The sequence below is a fragment of the Staphylococcus sp. Z5-21 genome, from assembly GCF_056529615.1.
The window spans coordinates 1,328,599-1,355,499 of record NZ_CP096462.1 but is presented as its reverse complement, the minus strand read 5'-3'; the positions used below and the strand labels follow the sequence as shown (position 1 = coordinate 1,355,499).

Here is a 26,901-nt window from a genome sequence, read left to right as displayed (position 1 = left end):
TTCTTTTATTGTAATACGAGATATGTTGTCCATATTGTTTATAAGATATTTTTAGGTTCGTTTATATTATAATTATAAATGCTTGAAAGTTCACATTTTCTGTTTAATGACACTTCATAGTACTCACAATATTATAGTTATCCTATTTCTAACTACTTAAACGTAATCAATGAATTCGATTGTATACGCTTAGATTTTAAGGTATTAAAAAAGCCTCTTATTCGCAACGACGAACAGAGACTTTTAGTAAGGCTAATGAATGATCGGATTTTTATCTTTCTTAATTTTAAAATATTGAGAAATACTATATATAATAATACCAATCCATATAAATACAAATGTGATTAATTGATCAATATCAAATGGTTCTTTGAATAAAAATATTCCTAGTATAAACATTAAAGTTGGTCCTATGTACTGAATAAAACCAGTTAAAGATAAAGGAATACGTCTTGCACCTGCCGAGAACAAAATAAGTGGTACAGCTGTAACCGCACCTGAGAAGATTAACCAAAATGAAGAACTATTCATCCCAAAAGATAAACCACCATTTTGCCAAATATACCATAAATAAATGAATCCAGCGGGAGCAGTAACAATACATTCAATTGTAATGCTACTTATTGCATCGATAGGGACTATTTTTTTAATTAATCCATAGACACCAAAAGAACCTGCAAGTAACAATGAAATGCCTGGGAAGACGCCCATTTTCAACGTCATATAGAGTACTCCGATAACCGCTAGGCCTATGGCTATCCATTCAAGCTTATTAAAACGTTCTTTTAAAAATATAAGCGCCAACAAAATACTGACCAGTGGATTGATATAATAACCTAAACTTGACTGAAGTACATGTCCATTTGTAACGGCCCATATAAAAGTACCCCAATTTATTGTAATAACATAACCCGCTGCAATGATAGCAATAAGTTGGATAGGATTTGTAAAAAGTTGTTTAATATCCCGTTTAAATGGAGCCGTATTTTTCGTTATGATTAAGATGAATAACATAAACACCATCGATAATACAATTCTAAATGCTAATATTTCAAATGCACCAATATCACTAATTAATTCCCAATATATAGGGAGTATACCCCAAAGAATATATGCTCCGAACGCAAAGAAAAAGCCTTTTTTAAATTCTGTATTCAATTGAGTCACCGCTTTCCAAAATACTAATTGCACTAAAAACTAAGAACGAGGCTTTTTGTCTCCCCAATATTGGTAATATGTACATTCAATATAACCATTAAATAGTTTTCTACGTTTAGTCGCTTTTTTATTTACTAAAAATTCGAATTCTGTACTACTTGTAAGAATATATGTAGATAGTTGTGAATGTTGTTGCATAAGTTCTCCGATGTATCGGTACATTTCTTCTACTTTATCTCTATCCCCGATACGTTCACCATAAGGTGGATTGCCTATTAAAGCCATAGGTTTATCTTCATCAATGGTAAGTGTATTAACATCTTTAACACTAAACTGAATGATGTCGGCTAATCCAACTTCTTCAGCATTCCTTCGTGCTATTTCTATCATTTCAGGATCGATATCAGATGCATAAATTTCTAATTTACGGTCATAATTCGCTTGTTGATCAGCTTCATCTCTCATTTCATCATATAAACGATCTGGCATAATATCCCAATTCTCAGAAACGAAATCACGGTTAAATCCAGGCGCAATATTTTGAGCGATTAAACATGCTTCAATTGCTATCGTACCAGAACCACAAAATGGATCCACTAAAGGTGTGTCACCTGTCCAGTTCGCTAAACGGATAAGGCTAGCAGCAAGTGTTTCTTTGATAGGAGCTTCACCTTGCGCTAAACGATAACCACGTTTATTTAAACCTGAACCAGAAGTATCTATAGTTAAAAGTGCATTATCTTTTAAAATGGCTACTTCAATTGGATATTTAGCGCCCGTTTCATTTAACCAGCCACTTGCTTGATATGCACGTCTCAAACGCTCAACGATTGCTTTTTTCACGATGGCTTGGCAATCAGGTACACTAAATAATGTAGATTTAACACTTCGACCTTGTACTGGGAAATTACCATCTTGTTCAATGAGCGTTTCCCAAGGTAGTGCCTTTGTTTTTTCAAATAATTCATCAAAGGTTGTGGCTTTAAATTGGCCAACAACAATTTTGATTCTATCTGCTGTGCGTAACCATAAATTACATTTAACAATGGCAGTTTCGTCGCCTTCAAAAAAGATTCTACCATTTTCAACAGTTGTGTCGTAACCTAATTCCTGAATTTCCTTAGCTACAACTGCTTCTAATCCCATTGGGCATACTGCTAGTAATTGATACATTGTTTTGCTCCTTCTTTATAATGATTTGCTTTTATTTTATCAAAAGTTATTTTAAATAGATATGACATTGCCTAAAGATGTGTATGGAACGTAGGTTTTTAATAGATTATAGCAATGAAAAAAGCTCTCCGATTTGGGAGAGCTTGGGTCTAGTGATGATATTTCTGTAAGCCATGTTTTGTACCATTGTACTGCTAACGTGTACTAGAAACACTCGTACGCAGGTGGTAACCATCTGTCTACATACTTTTAAAAGTATGTCTTATATATACGTTGAATTCCGTTAAATAAGTGCTCCTACCTAATTTGGATTGCTCACTCGAGGGGTTTACCGCGTTCCACCTTTTGCATTTCTGCAAAAGCTCCGTCACTGTGGCACTTTCAAACTAATCTAACCTTATCTAAGGACTTAGGTTATTTCGTTGCCGTCAACTTAATGCCTTGACTTATTGTTTCATCAAGCACGAACACTACAATCATCTCAGATTGTGTGAGCATGGACTTTCCTCTATATCGCTATAGCGATTACCCGAAACACCATCTTTAGAAGTATATCATTATTTTATAGCCTAAACAAATAAAAAATAAGATAAGTTTTGAACGAATTCAAAACTTATCTTTATGTAGATGCTGCTATATCTACGGTCATCATCATATTCTCTATGTGATAATAGTTGATTATTTACCGAAAACAGCTTTTTCTAGGTTGGATATTCTTTTTAATATATCAACATTGTTGTTACTACTATTATTCTTAGTTGTAGCATTGTTGTTTGAAGAGAAGTTTTTATTTTCTTGTGGTCTCGATGTTGCTACACGTAATCTTAACTCTTCAAGTTCTTTTTTTAATTTGTTGTTTTCTTCTGAAAGTTTAACTACTTCATTATCTAAATCTGCCATTTTTTGATAATCAGCTATGATGTCGTCTAAGAAAGCATCTACTTCTTCCCTTCTATAACCACGCGTCATAGTTTTTTCAAAATCTTTTTCATAAATATCTTTTGCTGATAATTTTAATGAAACTTCTGACATTTTTCTCCACCTCATTCGAAACTTTGCTCTTGAGACCACTGCAAGTCGTTGATGAATTCAGTTAACTCATCGAACGTCACAATATCACAAGTATAATTTGTTTTTTCCATAAAATCAACTAACATCTGCTTAAAGAACTTTGGACTAGCTTCTTGTTCCTCATCATAAATCAAAAGCGTTGTATCAGAATGTGCTAACATAAATTGATCGGTTTGTTTAAATTGATGAGGCCCTTCATATGAAGAATGGAATACGCTATCAACAAAATCAGCATGATGCGCAATGTGATTATATTTTGCTTGATTTTGTTCGTTCCATCTATCAATATGACCATAAAACGGTGTGATAATTCCTAATTTTAAATCTGGATAGGTTGCTTTCAACGCTAACACGACCTCTGCTGTCCATAGCTCTATACCCATCTGTCCTTGTATCAATACCCATTCTAAGCCTTCTTCAATCAACTGTTTTAATTTATGTTCAATAAATTTTTTTAAATAGGAAACTTCAGGTGCATCATCTTTAAAAATATTAAGTTCAAACGACTTATATCCAGTAACATATACAGTTTTAATCATAAAAATTGCTCATTTCTTTGTATGTAGCTTAAATCATATTGAACAGCCTTTACTTTTTCATTAAATAATTTTCTGCTCGTACGTTTAAAGTGACATTCAACAGATAAAGATTCAATATTTGAAATAAGTAAATCGAATTTTTGTTTATTCATATATTGTAATTGAATTACTTGTTGCTCATATGTAACTAGCTTTTTAAGTTGTTGATCAATATCATTTGTGAATGGTACAACCTCAACATAAAAATCGTAATCTTCGCCAGTTGATTTGGCAGTCTCGTATTTTTCTACCATTTTCAAAACATCATTTAATAATTGCATTAATAGTTGTTGCATGAGGATTCCCCCTACTTCACAAATTTACCATAAATGATCTACTTCGTCATTTTTAAAGTGTCGTTTAACATTTATATGATTAACTATTTTATTTTGTTTCAAATATTGTTTAATTGAGCAAAGCACGTTAAAATGTATGTGATGTATTTATAAATACATTGGTTCATATTTCATAGTTTGGAAAAATTTGCTAAAGTCATGTATAATGAAACAGGTTTTGGATGACCAAACTAAAGTGGTGAAAATAAATGAATTATCCAAATGGAAAGCCATTTAATAGAAATAAGTCTCAGGTCGGACGAACTCATAAGGGACAAACGAGTAAAATTGATTATGGTGGCAGAGGTATGTCACTTGAAAAAGATATCGAACTGTCGAATGATTATTATTTAAATCGAGGTATTGCTGTAATACATAAGAAGCCTACCCCGATACAGATAGTGAATGTTCATTATCCTATGAGAAGTAAGGCAGTAATAAATGAGGCTTATTTTAGAACGCCGTCGACAACAGACTATAATGGTATTTATCATGGTCGTTATTTAGATTTTGAAGCAAAAGAAACAAAAAATAAAACATCATTCCCTTTAAATAATATGCATGAACATCAAGTTCGACATATGGAAGCATGTTATCAACAACAAGGGATTGTATTTTTATTAATTCGCTTTAAATCGCTCGATGAAGTGTATTTGCTCCCATATGCAAATTTCAAAAAGTTTTGGGAGAGACACATTCAAGAGATTAAAAAGTCGGTAACGGTTGAAGAAATAAGAAAAAATGGTTACTATATTCCTTATCAGTATCAACCACGATTGAATTATCTCAAAACAGTTGATAAGTTGATATTAGATGAAAGTGAGGACCGCGTATGACGGAGAAAAAGAGGACTTCTCAATCTAATAATAAGAATGGAAAGTCCGAGCAAAAAAAGAATAGGAATATAAAACGAACGATTATTAAGATATTTGGGTTTCTAATTATAGCCTTTATCGTTCTAGCTTTAATAGGAATCTTGTTGTTTGCATATTATGCTTGGAAATCTCCTGCATTTAATGAAGCAAAATTAAAAGATCCCGTGCCAGCTAAGATTTATGATAAAGATGGCGATTTAGTTAAAACAATCGATAATGGGCAACGACGAGAGCATGTCGATTTAGACGAAGTACCTAAGACAATGAAAGAAGCTGTTTTAGCTACTGAGGATAATCGATTCTATGATCATGGAGCACTTGATTACAAACGTCTCTTTGGTGCTGTAGCTAAGAACGTCACTGGTGGCTTTGGTTCACAAGGTGCATCAACATTAACACAACAAGTAGTTAAACGTTCATTCTTAACAGATCAAAAATCAATTGCACGTAAAGCTCAAGAAGCTTACTTGTCCTACAGATTAGAACAAGAGTATAGTAAAGATGAAATTTTTGAGATGTACTTAAATAAAATTTACTACTCTGATGGTGTATACGGCGTGAAAGCTGCTGCTAAATATTATTTCAATAAAGATTTGAAAGACTTGAATTTAGCGGAATCTGCTTATCTTGCTGGTTTACCACAAGTACCAAATACTTATAACATTTATGATCATCCTAAAGAAGCTGAGTCTCGTAAAGATACAGTACTTTATTTAATGGAATATCATAATAGAATTACTAAGAAACAAAAAGAAGAAGCACAAAATACTTCTTTACAAGACAATCTGGTCCAACGTTCATCTGAAGATCGCGAAGTAAGTGAAGATAATTCAAACGAGGCATACGATTCATATGTAAACTTTGTGAAATCTGAACTTATGAATAATAAAGAATTTAAAGATGAAGATTTAGGTTCTGTATTAAATAGCGGCGTTAAGATTTATACGAATATGGACAAAGATGTTCAACAAACATTACAAGATCGAGTGAATAATGGTAGCTATTATAAAAATGAAGACCAACAAGTTGGTTCTTCTATTGTAGATAGTGAAAATGGTGGCCTTGTCGCAATATCTGGTGGTAGAAATTATAAAGATATTGTAGATAGAAACTTAGCAACTGATGCCCACCCTACTGGTTCTTCACTGAAACCATTCTTAGCGTATGGTCCTGCAATTGAAAATATGTCATGGGCAACGAACCATGCGATTCAAGATGAAGAATCTTATCAAGTAGATGGTGTAACATTTAGAAACTATGATACTAAGAGCCACGGTACGGTAAAACTTTATGATGCATTACGTGAAAGTTTTAATATTCCAGCACTTAAAGCATGGCAATCAACTAAAGAAAATGCCGGAAACGATGCACCAAAAGATTTTGCTAAAAAAGTTGGGTTAGATTATGAAGGAGACATTGGTCCATCTGAAGTATTAGGTGGTTCAGCATCTGAATTCTCTCCTACTCAATTAGCTTCTGCATTTGCTGCAATTGCTAATGGTGGTGAATATAACAATGCCCACTCTATTAAAAAAGTTGTCAAACAAGATGGCGAAACGGTTGAATACGATCATACTAGTAAAAAAGCTATGAAAGACTCAACATCATATATGTTAGCAGAAGTACTTAAAGGTACATTTGAAGCATATGGTTCTGCATACGGTCATGGTGTATCTGGCGTTAATCTAGCAGCCAAAACTGGTACAGGTACTTATGGTGAACAAACTTATCAACAATATAATCTGCCAGACGATGCAGCGAAAGATGTTTGGATTAATGGTTTCACACCTAAATACAGTATGTCAGTATGGATGGGATTCAATGAAGTTAAACAAGGCGGTACAAACTCATTTATAGGCCATGAAGAACAAGAATACCCACAATACTTATTAGAAGATGTCATGGAAAGTATTTCACCAAAAGATGGCAAAGATTTCTCTAAACCAGATTCAGTTTCTGGAGACTCAAAAGATGATTTATCTGTTAAAGGTAAACCAGATGATAATACCACTAGTAATAAACCTCAGGGTCAAGGTGGTAGCAGTAACAGTTCATCATCTTCTAATTCAAGTAATAATAATTCAACTAGTAATACAAACAACTCAAGTAACCAACAAAGTGCAGCACGTTAATTCATTTAGCTACACTCATACCCGGTATGCCATTTCATTTGGCTACCGGGTATTTTTTTGAAAATAAGGATATCTTTAAATAACACTAAGTATTCATTTTTTGATAGCAATCACTTAATTAAATAACTGCATTTGCAATAAGTACTTATATTACAAATAGCAATTATAAAAAAGCGTACGCATCCATCATATATGGATGCGTACGCTTTATATTTAGAAGTTTATGATCTCGGCTGCGCATAGCAGAATTGTGGTATGTCTCGAAGTCTAGAGAATCTTATTTATACTATTTTTCTAGCTGTATGCATTCGTTACAAAATTAGTGAAAAATGTGTGTTCATATTCAAAAATAAGACACCTCATTTTAAAATGACTATAACATAGTTTTAAAATAGAGTGCCTTATGCCTTAAATTATCTACAAATCGAGCAATATGAACAAAGTAACTATAATTTTCGGTTTTTGCTTCTAATTTGATAAGAAGCATTCATTTTTATAAGTTCAGATTTTAAAGTTTTCATTTGACTGTAGCCCATAAAATGATATTTTCTAGCAATCATATAATGATAACGTTCTTCAAAATTCATTGGCACTACAGGGTATGCATCTAAATCTGAAAAATTTATAGTTTGGATATGATTAATCTGTTTAAAATATTGTTCGATTAAAGCAAAATAGTCATCTAATTTTAATTTAGCTTCTGATGATTTCAATTGCTTTGATTTCGCATATTGATCAATTTGAGCTTCTAATTCAGTAAAGTCTTCTTTTGTAATCATAAAATTACGCCTCTTTCAAATTGGCTTTATAGCGTTTTTGACCTTCTCTACAATCATTAAATAACGGACAAACATCACACTTTGGACTTCTAGCAAGACAGTGATAACGACCAAAGAATATAAGTTGGTGATGTGTTTTATTCCAGCGCTCTCTTGGTACAACGTGGCATAACTTATCTTCAACTTGTCTCACGTTATCTTTCCATCTACAAATGCCTAAACGTTTAGATATTCTTTCAACGTGTGTATCAACTGCTAAAGATGGTTCGCCAAAAGCAACACTCATAACTACATTAGCGGTTTTTCTACCTACGCCAGCCAAACTTTCTAATTCAGCATGCGTATGTGGAATTTCACCATCAAATTGATCCAACAAAGAACGACATAATTTTTGAATATTTTTCGCTTTGTTTCTATATAGACCAATGGTACGCAAATCATTTTCTAATTCAGAAATATCTACATTTAAGTAATCTTCAGGTGTTTTGTATTTTTGAAATAAATCTTTTGTTAATTTATTAACAGAAACATCCGTCGTTTGAGCTGATAATAACACAGCAATCGTTAATTCGAAAGGATTGTCATGTTTGAGCTCACATTCAGCATTTGGAAACATATTTGCTATGACATCAACCATTTCTAATGCTTTTTTATTACTTATCATTTGGATTCTCCCCGTTCAGCCAGTCGAATTTAGGCACTTTTTTAATTGTATGCTTCATTTTAGGTTGATTGAATTGGCGACTAATTTTTTTAGAATCTTCAATTGTTTTTACATTATTTTTTTTCCAATTTAATAAAATACGATCGATATATTTAAAACTTAACTTATTCTGGCTCGTCGCTTCATCTAGAGCAGCTTGAATGACACTTAATTCATGTTTATCAATATCTAACCATTGGTTTAACGTTTCGATTTCAAACGGAGATAACGGTCTACCAAAGGCTTGTTCAATTTGTTGAAATAAAACATTAAATTCAACTTCCGTATTCTCTTCTTCTACTTTAATATTTACTTGTTCCATTATCTCACTTAATTTCACATAGAATTGGTTGAGGTTCATATATTCAGTAAATTTACCTTCTTCATCTTTCTCAACCTTTAATTCAAGTAAATCATGTTGTATTAAACTTTGGATGATAGTTGTGACTTCTCTAGAGCCGAATGTCGTCCCTTGCTGCAAGGATTCAATAGAAGGTTGTTTGTTTGAAGATTCAGAGGCATGTAATAGCTTAATTAATATAACCAATTCAGCTTCATTTATCCCAAGTTGGTTATAATGATCTAACAGTTCACGTCTAATAATGACGGGCCGTATTTTAAGTTGTTCACTATTCAAAGATAGATACCTCCTGTTCTATATTCATGTTATAAAAACGTCCAGCCATTGATAACTAGACTGGACGTTTTTGACACATATTCTAAAATAAATTATGGGTATAAACGGTTTAATAAGCGTGGGAATGGTGCTGTTTCACGAACGTGTTCAACGCCTGATAACCAAGCTACAGTTCTTTCTAAACCTAAGCCAAAGCCACTATGTGGCACACTACCATAACGACGTAAATCTAAATAATAACTATAACTTTCAGCATCTAATTCGAATTGACTTAGTCGTTCTTTAAGTAATTCAAGATCATTAATACGTTCAGAACCACCTATAATTTCACCATAACCTTCTGGTGCAATTAAGTCTGCACATAAAACAGTGTCCTCATTTTCTGGATTAGGCTGCATATAGAATGGTTTGATTTTAGTTGGATAATTCGTGATGAACACCGGTAAATCATAGTGATTAGCAATCGCTGTTTCGTGTGGTGCACCGAAATCTTCACCCCACTCTATATCATCAAAACCTTGTTCTTTTAAGAAAATAACAGCATCAGCGTAAGTTATACGTGGGAATGGTGTTGTTACTTTTTCTAATTTAGATGTATCTCTGTCTAGCGCTTTTAGTTCTAATTTGCAATGATTCAATACTGATTTAACAACATGAGTGACATATTGTTCTTGTACTTCTAAACTTTGTGCGTGTTCACAAAATGCCATTTCTGGTTCTATCATCCAGAATTCAATTAAGTGACGACGTGTTTTAGATTTTTCTGCACGGAATGTAGGACCAAATGAGAATACTCTTCCGTGTGCCATTGCAGCGGCTTCCATATATAGTTGGCCACTTTGAGATAAGAAAGCATCTTGGTCAAAGTATTTTGTATGGAATAATTCACTTGTACCTTCTGGTGCACTTGCTGTTAAGATAGGCGGATCAATTTTTGTAAATCCGTTATCATTAAAGAATTCGTATGTGGCACGAATAATTTCATTTCTGATTTTCATAACCGCATGTTGTTTTTTTGAACGTAACCATAGATGACGATGATCCATTAAAAATTCTGTACCATGATTTTTAGGCGTAATTGGATAATCATGTGCTTCAGATATTACTTCTATTGATTTAACTTGCATTTCGTAACCGATATCAGAACGATTATCTTCGCTAATTACACCTGTCACATATAATGATGACTCTTGTGTAATTTCTTTTGCTTTTTGGAATATCTCTTCATCTACTTCAGCTTTAGCAACAACACCCTGGATAAATCCTGTGCCATCTCTTAATTGTAAGAAAGCAATCTTACCACTTGAACGTTTATTCGTTAACCAAGCACCGATTGTAACTTCTTGGCCAATATACTGTTTTGCTTCTTTTATCGTTGTATTCATAACCAGTCTCCTATAATAGTGTATTCTACTTTTTTTATCCTTATATATTTTAACAAAATCCATATATAAGTTCTAGTTGCTTGTGCTATGTTTATGGTTTCTTAGCGTTTTCTTTTTTTAATTTTTTAAGGAGTATAGAAAATTGCTTAATATCCCCTTTTTTCTGACGATATTGTTCTAATGATTGTTCAAAAAACTGTTTGTAATTACTACGAATTAAACGGTCATCAAAAGATACGATAATGCCTTTATCATTTTCACTACGAATTAATCTACCTAGCCCTTGTCTAAAGCGTGTCACAGCATCAGGTAACACATATTCTTTGAATGTAGAAGTAAACTCAGACTCCATCAACCAATATTTAGTATTATTTTGGTTCATAAACGGTAATTTAGCAATCATGACACATTTAATGCCATTTGACTGAAAATCGAAGCCTTCAAAAAATGTACCTGTACCTAACAATATGGCTTTATTAAAACTATTAAATTGTTGGACAATCTTATAGTTTTGGTTCTGTTGTTGTGTTAATACAACATAATCTTCAAATTCAGGCAATTCATTTATTAATTCTTGAACCATATGCATCATTTTATAACTCGTAAATAGGATCAGACATTTGGATTCTACAACAGATACGTATTCAATTACATAATTAACAATGGAACTTACATAATCGTTAATATTCTTATAATTATAAGATGATACATCATTTGGTATAAAGACAGTCGTTTGATTCGGTGATGTTACGGTCGTATCAATTTCATATGTGTTAAATTCAATATCTTTATTAAACCATTGTTTAAAGTTCTCAAAGGAATGATTGAATGTTAGTGTCCCTGAAATAAATGTTAGTGATTTGAATTTATCGAGCACTTGCTTCGTGAGGATTTCTTTAACATCGTAATCTTTAACATTAAGTCTTATAGTAGATTTCTGATTTAAATTTTTGATAGATAAATAACATGTGTGTTTATTTTTAAGACTTTGTTCAATATCTTTAAAACGATCATTAATATATAGAAATTGCTTTCTCACTGATTTAATTGATTTATGGCTCATACCATTAAAGAATTCTAACGTCATGTTTAATTTGTGAATAATGGCATGTAAGTCGTTTAATATAGGTGTGACATCAAAGTGATATACGAAATGAAGTTTATGGACTTCATCATCTTGTATTTCAGAAGATTGAATAATATCATACATCGTTGTAAACAATTGTTCATTCAAATCATGTATCTCATTCACAGTCGTTTTTAAGCCAAAAACATCTATAGGTGGTATGTCTAATTTTTCGAGAATACGTTGCTGTTCAAGTAGATCTATAGATTTTAGTAACTTTTCATTTTCAGTCTTACCAATCAACCCTAACTGATATTTAATATCTGCGTAACTCAATTCATTAGTTACTTGATTTAAAGCATAATCTGGCAGCCTATGTGCTTCATCTATAATACAATCATCAAATAATTGATAAATGGAGTTATCGTGAGCTGCGTGAATTAAGTGGGCATGGTTTGTGATACCAATTTGAATGTTTTGTGCATTGCGCTTAATAAAATTAAAATAATGTATATCATTACGGACTGGAACATAGGTTTCGAGTTTTTGTTCGAAATACATTTTTTGTCCGCCTTTTAAATCTAATTCCTGAATATCACCCGTGTCTGTTTCCGTAATCCAAATCAGTAATTGCATCTTCAAAATGCAAACTTCATAATTACTAGATTCTTCTTTAAGTATTTGACTTATTAACCCTAAAGCGATGTAGTCACGTTTGCTTTTGATTAGCGTCGCATTTATTTTGAAATCTAATGCTTTTTTAATCGCAGGAATATCCTTTTCTAATAATTGGTTTTGTAATAATTTTGTATTTGTAGAAATCATGACATGTTTGCCAGTTTCGATATTATACATCAGTGAGGCAAGTAGATAAGCAAATGACTTACCGCTTCCTAAAGGGGCTTCAATCATTGCTTTTTCACTATGCATGAGTTGTTCCAATATAATTTCAGATAAATATAATTGTTGAGGGCGATATGTTAACCCCAGTTCTTTAGTCACTAAAGTGTATAGTGCTTTTAAGTTACCACCGAATTGTACGGTTGGTGCTTTAAAATCTATTTGTTTTTTATATATGATTTGTTCGAATTGATCAAATCGATCACTAAGCGTTTGTTCATCATAATTTCGCACCATTTCAAATATAATATCATGTAAATCGTATTTTAGATTTTTACTTAGGTAATAAAGTTGCTTAAGTGTATCTAATGGTAAAGATTCAAATTTTTCGAATGCAATAATCATCAGTTGTGCCGTTGTGGCAGCGTCTTCATCAGCTCTATGGGCATTATTTAAGATAATCCCATGTACTTCAGCTAGTTCGCTTAATTGATAGCTTTTATCCGTTGGGAAAGCAACTTTGAATAATTCTAACGTATCCATGACTTTCTTTGGACGATAATTGATATGGCATTGTTTAAATGATTTCTTGATAAAATTTAAATCAAACGCCACATTATGCGCTACAAATATACAACCATCTATTTGTTTGTATATATCTTCTGCAATTTCATGAAAATACGGTGCTTGATTTAACATATCTTCTTCAATTGAAGTTAAAGCTTGAATAAAAGGAGGAATTTCTAAATCTGTTTTAATCATGGAGTGATACGTTCCAATAATTTTATTTTCACGCACAAATGTTATGCCTATTTGAATAATTTCATCATAATCTAATTGGTTGCCTGTAGTTTCTAAATCTACGACAGCATAGCAAGGTTTTGCCATTCTACTTCCTCCTTTCATTATTTGAGTTATAATTCAATATCAGCGCTCATCAATTGGTGTTGTTGTTTATTCTCATCTAAAACAATTAAAAATCCATTATCATCTATATCAATGGCTTCACCTTTAAATTGAACATTATTTTCAGTGAATCTTAACTGTTTGTGCCATATATTTGAAGTAGCTATGTATTCATCACGAATAGATGAAAATGGTTCTTTAATAAATTGTTTATATCGATACTCGATTTGTGAAATAAGCACTTCTAAAAAATCATAACGATTCACTTTATCTTTCTTGTGTATTCTAATACTGGTTGCTTTTTGAGCTAATTCACCAGTAAAATCGCTTGGTTCTTGATTCATATTAATGCCAATACCACATATAACAGCTTCAATACCGTCACTATTAGCAACCATTTCGGTTAAAAAGCCACAGACTTTTTGATTATTGATATAAATATCATTAGGCCACTTTACAGAAACATCACTTTTACTAAATTGTTGAATAGCATCTCTTATACCAAGCGCCATAAATAAATTAAACTTAGTTATCATATCGAAAGGTACATCTGGTCGTAAAACAATTGACATCCAAAGCCCTTTTCCTTTGGCTGAAGCCCACGGTCTATTGAAACGGCCTTTTCCTTTCGTTTGTTCATCACTTAGGATTAAAAACGTATCTGTATTGCCTACTAATTTTTGTTTCGCTAATAATTGTGTGGACTCTACTTGATCGAATACGTCAACATGTTCAAATAAATGTTGAGATTGAATGGTTGGCATAACGATACCTTTGTACCATTTATCTGGTAATTGAATTAAGTGATGTCCTTTATGATTAATGGATTCTATCTGACACCCTTCTTCTTTTAATTGATCAATGACTTTCTTTACAGCTGTTCTTGATATAGAAAGTTGCTCAGCAATAAATTGGCCAGAAATGTATTCAGATTCATATTGGTATAACATATAGACAACTGCTTTACTATATTTAGACACGTGTTTTCACCCACTTTTTAAGTTCAGGTTTGAAATTGACTACTTCACCTGATATTATAGCGTATTCGACTTCACGTAAGGTTTCTTTGAGCCATGGTCCGCTTTTTTTATTCGCTATTTCTAATATATCTTTCCCATTGATATCCATTTCACTTCTTGACAGCATCGGTAATTGTTTTGCAACTTCAGTAACTGTTTGGTCGTTAACTATTAATGGTGATATAGATGTAATACGATTTCGTTTTAATTCATCTAAATAGCTTAATACTTCTAGTATATCTTTTTTTCCATAGTCATAAACAAATAATTTTAATTGTGATTTTGTTTGTACTTCATCTATTTGATCGATAAGTTGAACTAATGTTTTAATACGTTTTTTTTCATTGTTGCTCACTTTTAAATCAGCAATATTCGCATCTATTTCACGCTGTTGAGATATTAAAAACGCTACAAACGTCGTAAAAGGCATGGCATTACGTAATGTGAATTTGGTGATGTCGTAGTGTTTGAAAAATGGAATATATTTAAAAGCCATAAAATGCTTTAAATTATTAAAACTTTTCGATACAAAGTCACCATTTGTTAGTTTCTTTAATTCAACAACAATGCGTTCAATTGCCAAATATTTAATATCTGCAATGTGGTTGAACATCGCGGTAAAAGTAGCTTCTTCTAAGTGAAAGCCAAATTGTGATTGAAAACGTAAGCCTCTGATAATTCTTAATGCATCTTCATCAAAGCGTTCATCAGGATTACCAACAGTTCTAATGAGTTGATGTTTAATATCCTGCTGTCCTTCAAAGTAATCAAAGATTTGATAATTAATATCCATCGCAATTGCATTCATTGTAAAATCTCTGCGCTGTACATCATCATATAAGTTTCTAACAAAAAAGACCTCATTAGGTCTACGGTGATCATCATAATCACCCTCAGAACGAAAAGTTGTAACCTCATACTGCTCGCCTTTGTATATCACATTAATTGTGCCATGTTCTCTCCCAATAGGTATGGTCTTATCAAATACTGTTTCAATTTCATCCGGCGTTGCACTCGTTGTAATATCGATATCATGAATGGGTCTATTCATAAGATAGTCACGCACAGAGCCACCAACAAAATAGGCTTGAAAATGATGAGCTTGTAATTTTTCTAGAATTGGTTTGGCTGTTTCAAATAAAGAATTAGTCATTGTTACCCTCTAACATTTTTTTGTAATAATACTCATATTGATCTGCAATTAAATCAGATGAAAATCTGTTTGCAACATCTTCTAGCATTCGCGTTTGCATTTCGTGATATAGTTCAGGATTAGTTAGTAACTGAATCGAATACGCACTTGCAGCTTCATCGTCTCCAACATTAACGATATATCCAGTATCTTCATGTTTAATTACTTCTTTAATACCACCTGCAGTTGAACCAATTGGAACCACACCAGATTTCATAGCTTCAAGCAATGTTAATCCAAAGCTTTCTTTTTCACTCAATAATAGAACTAAGTCTGAAATTTGATAGAATTGACTCACCCAATTTTGCTTACCTAAAAACAACACTGCATCTTCTAAATTAAGTTGACGTGCTTTTTCTTTCATATCCATAAGTTCAGGGCCATCGCCAAGTAAGATTAATTTAGAAGGGATAGCTTTATGCACTCTTGCAAATGTATCAATAATCGTATCGATACGTTTCACTGATCTAAAATTGGACACATGAATCAGTACTTTTTCATCAGGATGGATACCGTAACAAGCTTTTAGTTGTTCATCCTCTGAAGTTGGTGTATTGAGTTTGGTAGGAAATTCTTTTTCTCTTACAAAATTATATATAGGGACAATCTCTTTATCAGTTTCGATGATATCATAAGTTTGTTGTGCAAGTGATTGACTTACACTCGTCACCACATCGCTGCCCTCAATACCGAATTTAATTGCATTTTTTAAAGAATGGTCATAACCGAGCACTGTAATATCAGTACCGTGTAAGGTCGTCATTATTTTTATATCTTTTTGTGACATATGTTTTGCTAATATACCACACACAGCATGAGGCACAGCATAATGCATATGTAGCACATCTAAGTCATATTCATTGATGACTTCAGCGATTTTTGTACTCAGTGTTATATCATAGGGTGGATATTGAAAAACAGCATATTGGTTTACTTCAACTTGATGGAACGTCATATTTGGTAAAGGCTTTCTTATTCTAAACGGTATATTAGATGTAATAAAGTGAATATCATGACCACGCTCAGCGAGTTTGATACCTAATTCTGTAGCTATAATGCCTGAACCACCCATAGATGGATAACAAGTGATGCCTATTTTCATAAGGCGGTACATCCTTTCTCATTCATGTAAAATTATTTTCGTTCGAAACGATTTTTGTCACGTGTATTAAATTTCTCCATCGTCTCATCAAAGCTTTCAGTTAAATCGATATCTAAAGAATTGGCAATACACATTAAGACAAATAAGTTATCTCCTAATTCTGCTTTAATTGTATTATCATCTTCTGAAGCTTTTTTCTTTTTCTCACCATATACATGATTGATTTCTCTTGAAAGTTCCCCGACTTCTTCAGTTAAGCGCGCTAGGTTCGCTAATGGAGAAAAATATCCTGTTTTAAACTGTCCAATATAGTCATCTACTTCGGTTTGCATTTCTTTCATAGATTTCATAATATATGCCTCTCATTTCTAACGGTTTCTTTTATAGTATAGACTAATTTTATGTTTCATGCATTATTCCTGCAACAGTTAAGGCTTATGCTTGATTGTGAAAAAATATATTTAGAAAGCAGTAGGATACTTGTGTATCTAGATGAGGAAAAATGTACTATACATAAGCAACTCAATAATTGTATTACAACGGTCGTATTTTGATTATGAGAAAATTTAAGAATTAGCACATAAAAAAACCCAAACATCAAAGATGTTTGGGAATCAATTATATTAATCACTTGATCTAGCAATTAGAATAAATCTTGCAAGTTCTGCTAAAGCAACTGCAGTTGATGCAACATAAGTCATTGCAGCAGCTGTAAGTACTTTTTTAGCATGACGATATTCTTTTTCATTTACGATATCTAAACTTTGAATTTGTTTCATTGCTCTACTACTAGCATTGAATTCAACTGGTAATGTGACAATTGAGAACAATACTGCAAATGACATAAATGCTATACCAATCCATAGTGCTGTAGAACCTAAAGTACTTTGTAAGCTTGTTAAAATAATACCTGCAAATACAGCTAAATAGCCGATTGAACTACCAATATTAGCAAGCGGTACTAAAGAAGTTCTGAATCTCAAGAAGAAATAGCCCTGCGCATGTTGAATTGCATGACCAACTTCGTGTGCAGCAATAGCAGTACCAGCGACTGAAGGTCTGCTAAAGTTAGCTGGAGATAGTACAAGTACTTTCTTACGTGGATCGTAATGGTCCGTTAAGAAACCTTGTCCTTCTACAACATCAACATCGTAAATGCCATTAGCATGAAGTATTTCTAAAGCTACTTCTTGACCCGTCTTTCCGCTTGTAGATCTGACTTGTGAATATTTTTCATAATTAGATTTAACTTTGTGCTGCGCCCAAAGAGGCAGTACCATTAATATAACAAAGTATATAATCATATAGATAAAAGACAAAAACCTCACTCCTTTATAAACATTTTACTGTGTCCTTCATTAGTGGTCAAATATTTTATCTTTTTCAAATCGAGTTAAATTTAAATATAGAATTAACGGAATAATACTCAACCAGAAAGCGAGATAAGCAACACCTTCAATATGACTCGCGATAAAATCATAATAGGGATACTGCATAAAAACGTAATCGATAATATCGTTATGAAATACCCAGATCATAGCAATAATAAATGCAGAAATAGATATTTTAAACCTTGGATAAAAGACGAATGCTTCAACTGCCATTACGCCATGCGATAGTATAAGCATGCAACCCGTAATCGTTACTGCATCGTATTGTATAAACATGATGATATTCATAATGACTGCCCAAACACCGTATTTAATAAGCGATACAAAGGCCAAAGCCTCAAAAATGGGTATTTGTTTACCGAATATATAGGCCAGAATGATAATACATAGAAACAGTGATGCAGTCGGACTATCAGGTACAAAGGCCTTAAATTGTATATCAGTAACACTAAGTTGACTACCGTACCATATATAACCATATGCCGTTCCTAGTAAATTACAAATAAGTAAGAAGTAAAGCACACCCTTATGATATATCATTGCATGCCATAACGTTTTTATATTCATAGCGTCAGTCCCTCGTTGATGTATTTACATTTCTTAATTTAAACGTATTAAGGATTTGTGATAATTGATAAAACAACGCTTTATCATGTAATTGTAAACTTAAATCAATATTATCTTGTAAATGAGAAATAATAGAAGTCTCACTTTGCTTCGATAAAGGAATGCTGTATATATCTTGCATATATACAGCATAATAAGGTGAATTGAGTAATTGTGTTAACAATAAATTATCTAATTTATAATCTCTTTTTTGCGTGTCGCTAAAATATACTTTTATATCAAAAGACAAAGCATCATTTGCTATAAATTCAAAGATTTCATTGCTATTGATTAATTGTTGATTGTCTAGTGTAAATCTTATTGCAGGCTCTACCGTATTTTCTGTAGCTATTTCTAGTGTGTTATGATTTGGAATACGTGCATCTACAAAGTGTATTTGTTGCAATAAATTCGGTGATGACTTGATTAAATTCAATACCCATACACTAATTCTAGATTTAAACTGATAATGAAATAGAAGGTATTCAATAAAAGCTGCTTTAGATTGTTGTAGGGTATAAGTCATTCGAACCCACCTTTCCTAATTTAGAAAGATTGTAATCTTTCAGCTTCGTCGTGCCAAGTTTCATTACTAGGCTCTAATTCTAATAATTGGTCTAAAATCATTTTGGCTTGTTTAATTTGGCCAATTTCAATCAAATAATAATAGTAATCACTTAAAAATGCTGATTGTGTTTGTAACGTCGTATACGCTAATTCGAAAAAGTGTTGCGCTTCTTTATCTCGTTCTTCTTGGCCAAGTGCATAGGCAAGATGCCACATAAAGACAGGATCCAAGTCTTCTTCGTCAACATATTGTAGTAATCCTATGAGTGATTCGTAATCTTCTTCTTGTCTATATAAATCACTTAATATTAGTAAAGGTTCTTGGTATGCATTATCTACTTCTAATGCTTGAATAAGCAATTGGACACCTTCATTTGCATCGCCATGCTCTATTTGAATTGTTCCTGTAGAGACCATCAATTCTTTATAAAATTGTGTTAAGCGTAAACCTTCTTTACCAATTTCAATTGCATCTGCATGGTTGTGTTCATTTTCATATAATTGTTGTAAATAAAAATAAGCTTGTAAGAAATCAGGATCTTTAGATAATAAAGTCTGTACTAAATTAATTGCCTCTTGCGTAAGATCATTTTTTTCATAAGCAATTGCTTTTTTAAAATAGTCTTCAGAGTCCATCTCGTCTTCACTAATTTCATCAAACATTTTGATAGCATCGCTATAATTCCCACTTTGCAAACTACAGTCAGCTAGACGTGAAAATAAATTCACGCCATTCACTTCATATTCGCCTGTTTCAAGGACAGTTTCGTATTCAGACGTAGCTCTTAAATACTGTCCGTCAAAGTATAATAATTCTGCTAATGCATAATGAATAATTGGATCATTTGGTTCAATGTCAATTGCTTCATCAAGTTTACTAATTGCAACTTCAAGCATATTTAATTGTTGATATAAATCAGCTTCTAACATTAATCTTTCAGTGGATATTTCCACTTCACTTAAATACTCTAAGGCTTCATCAGTATGGTTCTCAGACATTAACCCTTCGATGAAATAGATTAATAGTTCACTTTCATCAGGATATTTGTGGTAAAGCGTACGGAACACTTCTAAGCCCTGAGGCATTAAACCATAATTATATAACGTTTCACCAAGAATAAATAATGCATCGTCTTTAGGGGAACTTAATGCATCATTTACCCGTGTATCTAGGTTATCTAATTTTTGTAAGTTGATATCGTCTATGAGTTTGTAGATATCTTCCATACTATTATCCCTCTTTTTCTAATTGTTTTAACTTTGGTAAGAAACCTGGGAAAGAAACATTGACAGCATCAAATTGCTCGATTGGTAGTGCTTCATTTGATAACAATGACGCGATGGCTAACATCATTCCAATACGATGATCAGTGAAACTGTTAACTGTCGCCGTTTGTTCAAATGCAGATGGGTGGATGATTAAACCATCATTCGTTGGTTGCAATGTAAACCCTAACAAATTAAGCATATTTGCGGTCGTATCAATGCGGTTTGTTTCTTTAACTTTAAGTTCTTCCGCTTCTTTTACAATACTTGTACCATTCGCTTGCGTACAAAGTAAGGCTACAATTGGAATCTCATCAATCGCTCTAGGTACAAGGTCACCATCAATATGAATAGGTTTCATATTAGGTGAATATTGCACGCGAATTGATGCTGTTGGTTCTGGATTATCTGTTTGATTAAATAATGTGATATTCCCTTCCATTTGTGTCACGATTTCTATGATACCTGAACGTGTAGGGTTAATGCCAACATTGTGAATTGTAATATCACTGCCCGGCGTAATCAAGCCAGCAACAATAAAGTATGCTGCGGACGATATGTCACCTGGTACGTGAAAATCAGCAGGTTTAATATGTTCGATACCAAGACTTGGCATTTCAATAATGTCATTATTTACAGCAATAGGTATATTGAAATGTTCAAACATCGTTTCTGTATGATTTCGTGTTGTATCAAATTCTTTAATTTTCGTTGGTTCATTAGCAAAAAGACTTGCAAAAAGAATTGCACTTTTAACTTGTGCGCTGGCTACTTCCATTTCATAAGTAATACCGCTGATAGAAGCAGGTTTAATAATCAGTGGCGTATAATTATCATTAATTCCAGTAATATTTGCATTCATGTATCTTAATGGTTTCATAATTCTATCCATTGGGCGTTTACCAATAGATTCGTCCCCAGATAAGACTGTTTCTATGCCGAGTCCGCATAATAATCCGGCGACTAAACGCGTCGTTGTACCAGAATTCCCAGTATATAACACTTGGTGTGGTGTTTTGAAATACTTATAGCCAGGTGAATCAATTTCGATTTTATCTTCATTGACTTCAATTTGAACGCCTAGAAGTTTAAATATTTCGACTGTACGAAGACAATCTTCACCTAGAAGCGGCTTATAAATGGTTGATTTTCCAGTTGCAAGCGAACCTAACATAATCGCTCTATGTGTCATTGATTTATCGCCAGGTACTTCGATTTCCCCAACAAGTGGTCCGTTAATTTCTACTAATTTACTATTTGACAATTTTTAGGCACCTACTTTTCAAAATGTGTTGTGAATATTTCAAAAGCTTGTGAAAGTGTGGCTTTATCTACGTGTTTGACTTGAGGATCCCCAATAGCATTTAAAAGCACCATTTGCACACCTTGTTGATCATTTTTTTTATCTTTTAACATTAATCCATACAATGAATTAAATTCAAATGATTGAATGACTTCTAACGGATAGTTTAGTGATTTTAAATACTGAATATAATGTGAAATATCATAATGTGTATTTAATATGATATTAGAAACTATAAATTGATAAATTATACCTATCATGACGGCGTGACCATGTGGGATTTTAAATTGATATTCAACAGCATGTCCAAAAGTATGCCCCAAATTTAGATATTTACGTACATTAGATTCTTTTTCATCTTGAACAATAATATTTAGCTTTGTTTCTATACCTTTATATAGAAAATATTCAATATCCTTTAACGAAGCAAGTGCTTGTTCATTTGGATACTGTGCTTCAATATTATTTACAGACGTTATATCGTTTAGTAAGGCATGTTTATAAACTTCTGCATAACCACTTAATATCTCAGTGTAAGGTAATGTTTCTAAAAAATTCAGGTCATAAATAACAGCTTTAGGTCTATAAAAAGCGCCTATTAGATTTTTACCATGTTTAGAATTAATCCCTACCTTGCCACCCACACTTGAATCATGTGCCAAAATAGTTGTTGGAACTTGAATGAAATCAACACCTCTTAATAAAGTCGCAGCAAGAAAACCTGTGAAATCACCAGTAGCACCACCACCGATCGCAATGAGACATGTATCACGCGTTAATTGTTTAGCTAATAATGATTCGATGGTTTTTTCATAAAATGATAAGGTTTTTGTCGTTTCTCCTGAAGGAATGATCAATTTATGTGCATTATTTTCAGAAGTGATAAAATCTAACAACTCGTGCCAATCATGGTTTACATGTTCATCGACCACAAGTACGACATCTTCATAGTCTTTGATAAACTGATGTAAATGGTCTATTGCTTGGTGTTCTACAATGATAGGATAATTATTAGATTTATAAGTTGTTTCTAGTTTCATGTAATCACCTCAATAATCTGTGAATTTTTTAGTTACATTTTAGTATTCTATATTTAATAAACGACGTTCTTTGATTTGTGATTGAAGCTGTTCAATATGATTACATTGAAATTCTTCGAGCAATGCTTTTGCTAATTCAAATGCGACTACGTTTTCAACAACAACACTGGCTGCAGGTACAGCACAACTATCAGAACGCTCAATAGATGCTTTAAATGATTCTTTAGTATTAATATCTACTGAATTTAATGGTTTGTATAGTGTCGGAATAGGTTTCATTACACCATTAACAACGATTGGCATTCCATTAGACATGCCGCCTTCAAAGCCGCCTAAATGGTTTGAGCCTCTATAATACCCATTTGTTGTATCGTATAATATCTCATCTTGAATTTCACTTCCAGGTTTTTCAGCTGCTTTAAACCCTTCACCAAAACTAACGCCTTTAAACGCATTGATGCTTACAACACCCTGTGCAATTCGACCGTCTAGTTTACGATCATAATGTACATAGCTACCAATTCCAATCGGTACACCTTCAATGATTGTTTGTACAACGCCACCGATTGTATCACCAGCTTTTTTAGCAGCATCGATTTTATCTCGCATCGTTTGCGCGATTTCATCATTAACGACACGCACATCATTTTTATCGATATTTGATTTGATTGTATCTAAGTCATATTCTAAATCATCTTTAACTCCACCAATTTCTACTACTCTACTATAAAAGTTAATATCTAATTGTTTCAAAAGTATTTTTGAAACGGCGCCTACAGCAACACGTGCTGCTGTTTCACGTGCAGATGAGCGTTCTAATACATTTCTTAAATCTCTGTGATTGTATTTCATCCCACCGATTAAATCTGCATGACCAGGACGAGGTTTAGTGATAACACGTTTCATATTATCTTGATCTTCCTCGCTAATTGGGTCTGCGCCCATTATTTTTTTCCAATGTGTGAAGTCATCATTTGTAACAATCAGTGTAATTGGGCTTCCAAGTGTATAACCATTTCTCACACCTGAAACAATCTCAACAGCATCTTTTTCAATTTGCATACGGCGACCACGACCATATCCACCTTGTCTTTTAAACATTTCTTCATTTATATCAGCTACATTAATTTCTAAATTAGCTGGCACACCTTCAATAATCACCGTTAGTTGAGGTCCATGTGACTCACCAGAAGTTAAATATCTCATACTTTACCCACTCCGTTCTTTAGTACTTTAAATTAATATATGTTCTATATCTTATCATATTCAATAGTTCAAATTAATAGGAAAATTAATAATTGCTGAATATTCATAAAAATGACTTCTAATATTATTATTTTACAAGTGTAACACTTGAGTTATTTAAATTATATTAAATCCTGTACTTGATTACTATAGTCATGTAAAACGAGTGGAAAATTTGTTTTGTACATATAAAAAACTGATTAGATACAATGATCTAATCAGTTTAATTATTGGTATTTACAATTTTTAATGATTATTCGTATAACCAAGATTCTCTAGACTCTGAGTACTCACTTAATTCATCAGCCTTAAACCAAAGATTAATCTCTTTATTTGCTGACTCAACTGAATCTGAGCCATGTATAATATTTCTTCCTACTGTTAAACCAAGGTCTCCTCTAATTGTACCTGGCGTAGCTTCTGATGGGTTTGTTTTACCTATAATATGACGAGCTACATGTACTGCATCTTCACCTTCAACAACCATCGCAAATACTGGTGCAGATGTTATAAAACTAATTAAATGTTTATAGAACGGTTTGTCAGTATGTTCAGCATAATGCTCTTCAGCTAGTGATTGTGGTACAGTCATAAATTTACCACCAACTAATTTGAGACCTTTCCTTTCAATGCGAGAAATAATTTCCCCTATCAAATTTCTTTGTACTGCATCTGGTTTAATCATTAAAAATGTTCTTTCCATTGTGTGTGCTTCCCCCTGTTTGTTATGTATCAGTGTACGATTAATAAATTAATGTACACAAATATGTATTAAAAATAAAAATATGTTTTGAATCACATTCATATATTAACAGGTTATTAGAGCGCTTTCAATATTTTTCACATAAGTTACACATTTCTTTTACCAACTTTTTTAATTAACTTTTTAAATAATGATTTTGAATCTTCGTTATCTAATTCATCAATTAAATGTAAAGCCTTATTAAGATATTTGTCGCTTACAGCTTGAGATTGCGCAATGACATCAGAGTTTCTAATTTGATCAATTAGTTTAACGAATGTTTCATGATCCGTTTCTGAATTTAATTGCTGGATTTGTTGTTTAAATGTTTCATTTTTTCTCATTTCGAAAAGCACAGGCAAAGTTAAATGACCATTCATCAAGTCACTTCCAACTGGTTTGCCTAGTTTTTTCTCAGTACTAGTAAAATCTAATATATCATCTACAATTTGGAAACTCATACCTATATAGTGGCCAATCATTTTTAGATTATGTACAGTTTTTGCGTCAGCTCCAGAGGTGATTGCACCTACTTCTGTAGACAATTGAATGAGCAATGCTGTTTTACGATTAATTCGACGTAAGTAGTTTGTTATTGTCTGATGTCCATTGAATTGATCCTGAAACTGATATAGTTCTCCCATGCATACTTCTACAATGGCGCGAGAAATAACAGCGTGTACACGATTAGCTTCAATATTCGATATATGTTCAAGTCCACGAGCGAGTAAGAAATTACCAGTGAGTATGGCTGTGTTTTGATCCCATTTTTTTGAAATCGTCAAACTGCCTCTACGTTTGTCGCTTTTATCTATAACATCATCATGGACTAAAGTAGCCATGTGAATTAATTCAAGCGTAACTGCGACACGATAAACATCTTCATTCATTTCTTTGCCGAATTGGCTACTTAAAATTACAAAAGCTGGTCTAACGCGTTTACCACCAGAAGAAAATAAATGATGTGAAGCAGCCTCGAGTACTTTATCGTGACTTTTAATTGACTGTTCTAATCGTTTTTCTATTTTTTTTATTTCACTATTTATATTTAACTTTGACACGCTAATCACCTTTGGTTGATTCATTTTTATTTATAGCCAAGGTGCATTGCTGCAACGCCACCTGTAAAGCTACGGACTTTAACATTACTAAAACCTGCTTGATTAAATAGTCTTTTCAGTTTTTCTTTATCTGGAAAATCAAATGTTGATTGTTGTAACCATTCATATTCATCTTTAGATTTTGCAAAAATTTTACCAAAAATTGGCATCACAAATTTAAAATAAAGTTTGTAACATTGTTTAAATACTGGCGTTGTAGGTTGACTTGTTTCAAGACAAACAATCATACCACCTGGTTTAAGTACACGATTTAATTCTTTCAATGTTGCTAAATAATCAGGCACATTTCTTAAACCAAAACCGATTGTTACATAATCAAATTCGTTATCTTCAAATGGCAAATTCATTGCATCACCATGAACAAGTTGAATATTATGCATATCTTTGGTCTTGCGTTTTCCAACTTCTAACATGTTTTCACTGAAATCTACACCGATGACCTCTCCAGTGTGACCTACAGCTTTACTTAAAGAGATTGTCCAATCTGCTGTTCCACAACAAACATCTAATGCTTTAGATCCAGACTTCACATTCATTTCTTTCATTACGCGCTTTCTCCATGTTTTATGTTGCTCGAAACTTATGATGTTATTCAGCCGATCGTATTTACCAGAAATATTTTGGAAAACATCATGTACTTGTTCTTTTTTTGCTTTATTATCTGCCATA

26 protein-coding genes and 1 other RNA gene are annotated in these 26,901 nt (G+C 32.7%); 2 read left to right on the top strand and 25 right to left on the bottom strand.

Features of this window, described 5'->3' with window-relative positions; translation table 11 throughout:
* Positions 1-252: 252 nt before the first annotated feature.
* From rarD to M1D64_RS06710, 6 genes are all read right to left on the bottom strand, one after another.
* The gene (gene rarD, locus M1D64_RS06735) at positions 253-1,158 is read right to left on the bottom strand and encodes an EamA family transporter RarD (RefSeq protein ID WP_048787387.1); all 906 of its coding nucleotides are present in this window, start codon (positions 1,156-1,158) and stop codon (positions 253-255) included.
* A gap of 39 nt (positions 1,159-1,197) precedes the next feature.
* On the bottom strand, positions 1,198-2,331 hold the full coding sequence (locus M1D64_RS06730) for a THUMP domain-containing class I SAM-dependent RNA methyltransferase (protein WP_011303086.1): 1,134 nt from the start codon (positions 2,329-2,331) through the stop codon (positions 1,198-1,200).
* 162 nt (positions 2,332-2,493) lie between these two features.
* An RNA gene (rnpB, locus tag M1D64_RS06725) (RNase P RNA component class B) lies at positions 2,494-2,868 on the bottom strand.
* Positions 2,869-3,009: 141 nt separating this feature from the next.
* Positions 3,010-3,363: a cell division regulator GpsB gene (gene gpsB, locus M1D64_RS06720; protein ID WP_002483273.1), complete on the bottom strand. Its 354-nt coding sequence runs from the start codon at positions 3,361-3,363 to the stop codon at positions 3,010-3,012.
* A gap of 11 nt (positions 3,364-3,374) precedes the next feature.
* Complete coding sequence (locus M1D64_RS06715; protein ID WP_002483272.1) at positions 3,375-3,941, bottom strand: SLOG family protein; 567 nt, start codon at positions 3,939-3,941, stop codon at positions 3,375-3,377.
* Complete coding sequence (locus M1D64_RS06710; protein ID WP_002483271.1) at positions 3,938-4,276, bottom strand: DUF1798 family protein; 339 nt, start codon at positions 4,274-4,276, stop codon at positions 3,938-3,940. Before M1D64_RS06710 ends, M1D64_RS06715 begins: the two co-directional genes overlap by 4 nt.
* A gap of 248 nt (positions 4,277-4,524) precedes the next feature.
* Between M1D64_RS06710 and recU the strand changes: the two genes are divergently transcribed.
* On the top strand, positions 4,525-5,151 hold the full coding sequence (gene recU, locus M1D64_RS06705; protein ID WP_002483270.1) for a Holliday junction resolvase RecU: 627 nt from the start codon (positions 4,525-4,527) through the stop codon (positions 5,149-5,151).
* A complete protein-coding gene (locus M1D64_RS06700; protein WP_041080668.1) occupies positions 5,148-7,322 on the top strand; it encodes a transglycosylase domain-containing protein in 2,175 nt (724 codons plus the stop codon). The genes recU and M1D64_RS06700 overlap by 4 nt, the downstream gene beginning before the upstream one ends.
* A gap of 446 nt (positions 7,323-7,768) precedes the next feature.
* Here the strand turns inward: M1D64_RS06700 and M1D64_RS06695 are convergent, their stop codons facing one another.
* The 19 genes from M1D64_RS06695 to M1D64_RS06605 form a co-directional block, all read right to left on the bottom strand.
* Entirely contained in the window at positions 7,769-8,101 is a 333-nt protein-coding gene (locus tag M1D64_RS06695; RefSeq protein ID WP_002483268.1) for a YpoC family protein, read from the bottom strand.
* 4 nt (positions 8,102-8,105) lie between these two features.
* A complete protein-coding gene (gene nth / locus M1D64_RS06690) occupies positions 8,106-8,765 on the bottom strand; it encodes an endonuclease III (RefSeq protein WP_011303081.1) in 660 nt (219 codons plus the stop codon).
* Positions 8,755-9,441 carry a DnaD domain-containing protein gene (locus tag M1D64_RS06685; protein ID WP_002483266.1) on the bottom strand — a complete coding sequence of 229 codons (687 nt, stop codon included), beginning with the start codon at positions 9,439-9,441 and terminating at the stop codon, positions 8,755-8,757. The genes nth and M1D64_RS06685 overlap by 11 nt, the downstream gene beginning before the upstream one ends.
* 92 nt (positions 9,442-9,533) lie before the next feature.
* Positions 9,534-10,826 (bottom strand): asparagine--tRNA ligase, encoded by a 1,293-nt coding sequence (gene asnS / locus M1D64_RS06680; RefSeq protein WP_002483265.1) that lies wholly within the window; start codon positions 10,824-10,826, stop codon positions 9,534-9,536.
* Positions 10,827-10,917: 91 nt separating this feature from the next.
* Positions 10,918-13,620: a helicase C-terminal domain-containing protein gene (locus tag M1D64_RS06675; RefSeq protein WP_041080666.1), complete on the bottom strand. Its 2,703-nt coding sequence runs from the start codon at positions 13,618-13,620 to the stop codon at positions 10,918-10,920.
* 26 nt (positions 13,621-13,646) lie between these two features.
* Entirely contained in the window at positions 13,647-14,618 is a 972-nt protein-coding gene (locus tag M1D64_RS06670; RefSeq protein ID WP_037538417.1) for a biotin--[acetyl-CoA-carboxylase] ligase, read from the bottom strand.
* Positions 14,611-15,810 (bottom strand): CCA tRNA nucleotidyltransferase, encoded by a 1,200-nt coding sequence (locus M1D64_RS06665; protein ID WP_002483262.1) that lies wholly within the window; start codon positions 15,808-15,810, stop codon positions 14,611-14,613. Before M1D64_RS06665 ends, M1D64_RS06670 begins: the two co-directional genes overlap by 8 nt.
* Positions 15,803-16,951 carry an N-acetyl-alpha-D-glucosaminyl L-malate synthase BshA gene (bshA, locus tag M1D64_RS06660; RefSeq protein ID WP_069821997.1) on the bottom strand — a complete coding sequence of 383 codons (1,149 nt, stop codon included), beginning with the start codon at positions 16,949-16,951 and terminating at the stop codon, positions 15,803-15,805. Before bshA ends, M1D64_RS06665 begins: the two co-directional genes overlap by 8 nt.
* Positions 16,952-16,983: 32 nt before the next feature.
* The gene (locus M1D64_RS06655; RefSeq protein ID WP_037538413.1) at positions 16,984-17,301 is read right to left on the bottom strand and encodes a nucleotide pyrophosphohydrolase; all 318 of its coding nucleotides are present in this window, start codon (positions 17,299-17,301) and stop codon (positions 16,984-16,986) included.
* 273 nt (positions 17,302-17,574) lie between these two features.
* A complete protein-coding gene (locus M1D64_RS06650) occupies positions 17,575-18,270 on the bottom strand; it encodes a zinc metallopeptidase (RefSeq protein ID WP_011303074.1) in 696 nt (231 codons plus the stop codon).
* A gap of 39 nt (positions 18,271-18,309) precedes the next feature.
* Positions 18,310-18,909, bottom strand: coding sequence for a DUF1405 domain-containing protein (locus M1D64_RS06645; protein ID WP_041080663.1), 600 nt, complete (start codon positions 18,907-18,909; stop codon positions 18,310-18,312).
* A gap of 4 nt (positions 18,910-18,913) precedes the next feature.
* A complete protein-coding gene (locus M1D64_RS06640) occupies positions 18,914-19,474 on the bottom strand; it encodes a YpiB family protein (RefSeq protein WP_011303072.1) in 561 nt (186 codons plus the stop codon).
* Positions 19,475-19,494: 20 nt separating this feature from the next.
* Positions 19,495-20,742, bottom strand: a complete 1,248-nt coding sequence (locus tag M1D64_RS06635) for a tetratricopeptide repeat protein (protein WP_002483256.1) — start codon at positions 20,740-20,742, stop codon at positions 19,495-19,497.
* A 4-nt stretch (positions 20,743-20,746) separates the two neighbouring features.
* The gene (gene aroA, locus M1D64_RS06630; protein ID WP_002483255.1) at positions 20,747-22,045 is read right to left on the bottom strand and encodes a 3-phosphoshikimate 1-carboxyvinyltransferase; all 1,299 of its coding nucleotides are present in this window, start codon (positions 22,043-22,045) and stop codon (positions 20,747-20,749) included.
* A gap of 11 nt (positions 22,046-22,056) precedes the next feature.
* A complete protein-coding gene (aroB, locus tag M1D64_RS06625; RefSeq protein WP_002483254.1) occupies positions 22,057-23,124 on the bottom strand; it encodes a 3-dehydroquinate synthase in 1,068 nt (355 codons plus the stop codon).
* Between the two features lie 39 nt (positions 23,125-23,163).
* Positions 23,164-24,330: a chorismate synthase gene (aroC, locus tag M1D64_RS06620; protein ID WP_002483253.1), complete on the bottom strand. Its 1,167-nt coding sequence runs from the start codon at positions 24,328-24,330 to the stop codon at positions 23,164-23,166.
* Positions 24,331-24,622: 292 nt separating this feature from the next.
* On the bottom strand, positions 24,623-25,072 hold the full coding sequence (ndk, locus tag M1D64_RS06615) for a nucleoside-diphosphate kinase (RefSeq protein WP_002483252.1): 450 nt from the start codon (positions 25,070-25,072) through the stop codon (positions 24,623-24,625).
* Positions 25,073-25,218: 146 nt separating this feature from the next.
* Positions 25,219-26,172, bottom strand: coding sequence for a polyprenyl synthetase family protein (locus M1D64_RS06610; RefSeq protein WP_011303068.1), 954 nt, complete (start codon positions 26,170-26,172; stop codon positions 25,219-25,221).
* Positions 26,173-26,198: 26 nt separating this feature from the next.
* A complete protein-coding gene (locus M1D64_RS06605; protein WP_002483250.1) occupies positions 26,199-26,900 on the bottom strand; it encodes a demethylmenaquinone methyltransferase in 702 nt (233 codons plus the stop codon).
* Position 26,901 lies beyond the last annotated feature (1 nt).

Excerpts from the sequence above, each read along its gene's own strand:
- M1D64_RS06675 (WP_041080666.1), bottom strand. The coding sequence starts at position 13,620 with ATGGCAAAACCTTGCTATGCTGTCGTAGATTTAGAAACTACAGGCAAC.
- M1D64_RS06710 (WP_002483271.1), bottom strand. The coding sequence starts at position 4,276 with ATGCAACAACTATTAATGCAATTATTAAATGATGTTTTGAAAATGGTA.
- M1D64_RS06665 (WP_002483262.1), bottom strand. The coding sequence starts at position 15,810 with ATGACTAATTCTTTATTTGAAACAGCCAAACCAATTCTAGAAAAATTA.
- gpsB (WP_002483273.1), bottom strand. The coding sequence starts at position 3,363 with ATGTCAGAAGTTTCATTAAAATTATCAGCAAAAGATATTTATGAAAAA.
- bshA (WP_069821997.1), bottom strand. The coding sequence starts at position 16,951 with ATGAAAATAGGCATCACTTGTTATCCATCTATGGGTGGTTCAGGCATT.
- ndk (WP_002483252.1), bottom strand. The coding sequence starts at position 25,072 with ATGGAAAGAACATTTTTAATGATTAAACCAGATGCAGTACAAAGAAAT.
- M1D64_RS06640 (WP_011303072.1), bottom strand. The coding sequence starts at position 19,474 with ATGACTTATACCCTACAACAATCTAAAGCAGCTTTTATTGAATACCTT.
- M1D64_RS06645 (WP_041080663.1), bottom strand. The coding sequence starts at position 18,909 with ATGAATATAAAAACGTTATGGCATGCAATGATATATCATAAGGGTGTG.
- asnS (WP_002483265.1), bottom strand. The coding sequence starts at position 10,826 with ATGAATACAACGATAAAAGAAGCAAAACAGTATATTGGCCAAGAAGTT.
- M1D64_RS06635 (WP_002483256.1), bottom strand. The coding sequence starts at position 20,742 with ATGGAAGATATCTACAAACTCATAGACGATATCAACTTACAAAAATTA.
- M1D64_RS06695 (WP_002483268.1), bottom strand. The coding sequence starts at position 8,101 with ATGATTACAAAAGAAGACTTTACTGAATTAGAAGCTCAAATTGATCAA.
- aroB (WP_002483254.1), bottom strand. The coding sequence starts at position 23,124 with ATGAAACTAGAAACAACTTATAAATCTAATAATTATCCTATCATTGTA.
- nth (WP_011303081.1), bottom strand. The coding sequence starts at position 8,765 with ATGATAAGTAATAAAAAAGCATTAGAAATGGTTGATGTCATAGCAAAT.
- aroC (WP_002483253.1), bottom strand. The coding sequence starts at position 24,330 with ATGAGATATTTAACTTCTGGTGAGTCACATGGACCTCAACTAACGGTG.
- M1D64_RS06655 (WP_037538413.1), bottom strand. The coding sequence starts at position 17,301 with ATGAAATCTATGAAAGAAATGCAAACCGAAGTAGATGACTATATTGGA.
- M1D64_RS06715 (WP_002483272.1), bottom strand. The coding sequence starts at position 3,941 with ATGATTAAAACTGTATATGTTACTGGATATAAGTCGTTTGAACTTAAT.
- M1D64_RS06730 (WP_011303086.1), bottom strand. The coding sequence starts at position 2,331 with ATGTATCAATTACTAGCAGTATGCCCAATGGGATTAGAAGCAGTTGTA.
- M1D64_RS06605 (WP_002483250.1), bottom strand. The coding sequence starts at position 26,900 with ATGGCAGATAATAAAGCAAAAAAAGAACAAGTACATGATGTTTTCCAA.
- M1D64_RS06700 (WP_041080668.1), top strand. The coding sequence starts at position 5,148 with ATGACGGAGAAAAAGAGGACTTCTCAATCTAATAATAAGAATGGAAAG.
- recU (WP_002483270.1), top strand. The coding sequence starts at position 4,525 with ATGAATTATCCAAATGGAAAGCCATTTAATAGAAATAAGTCTCAGGTC.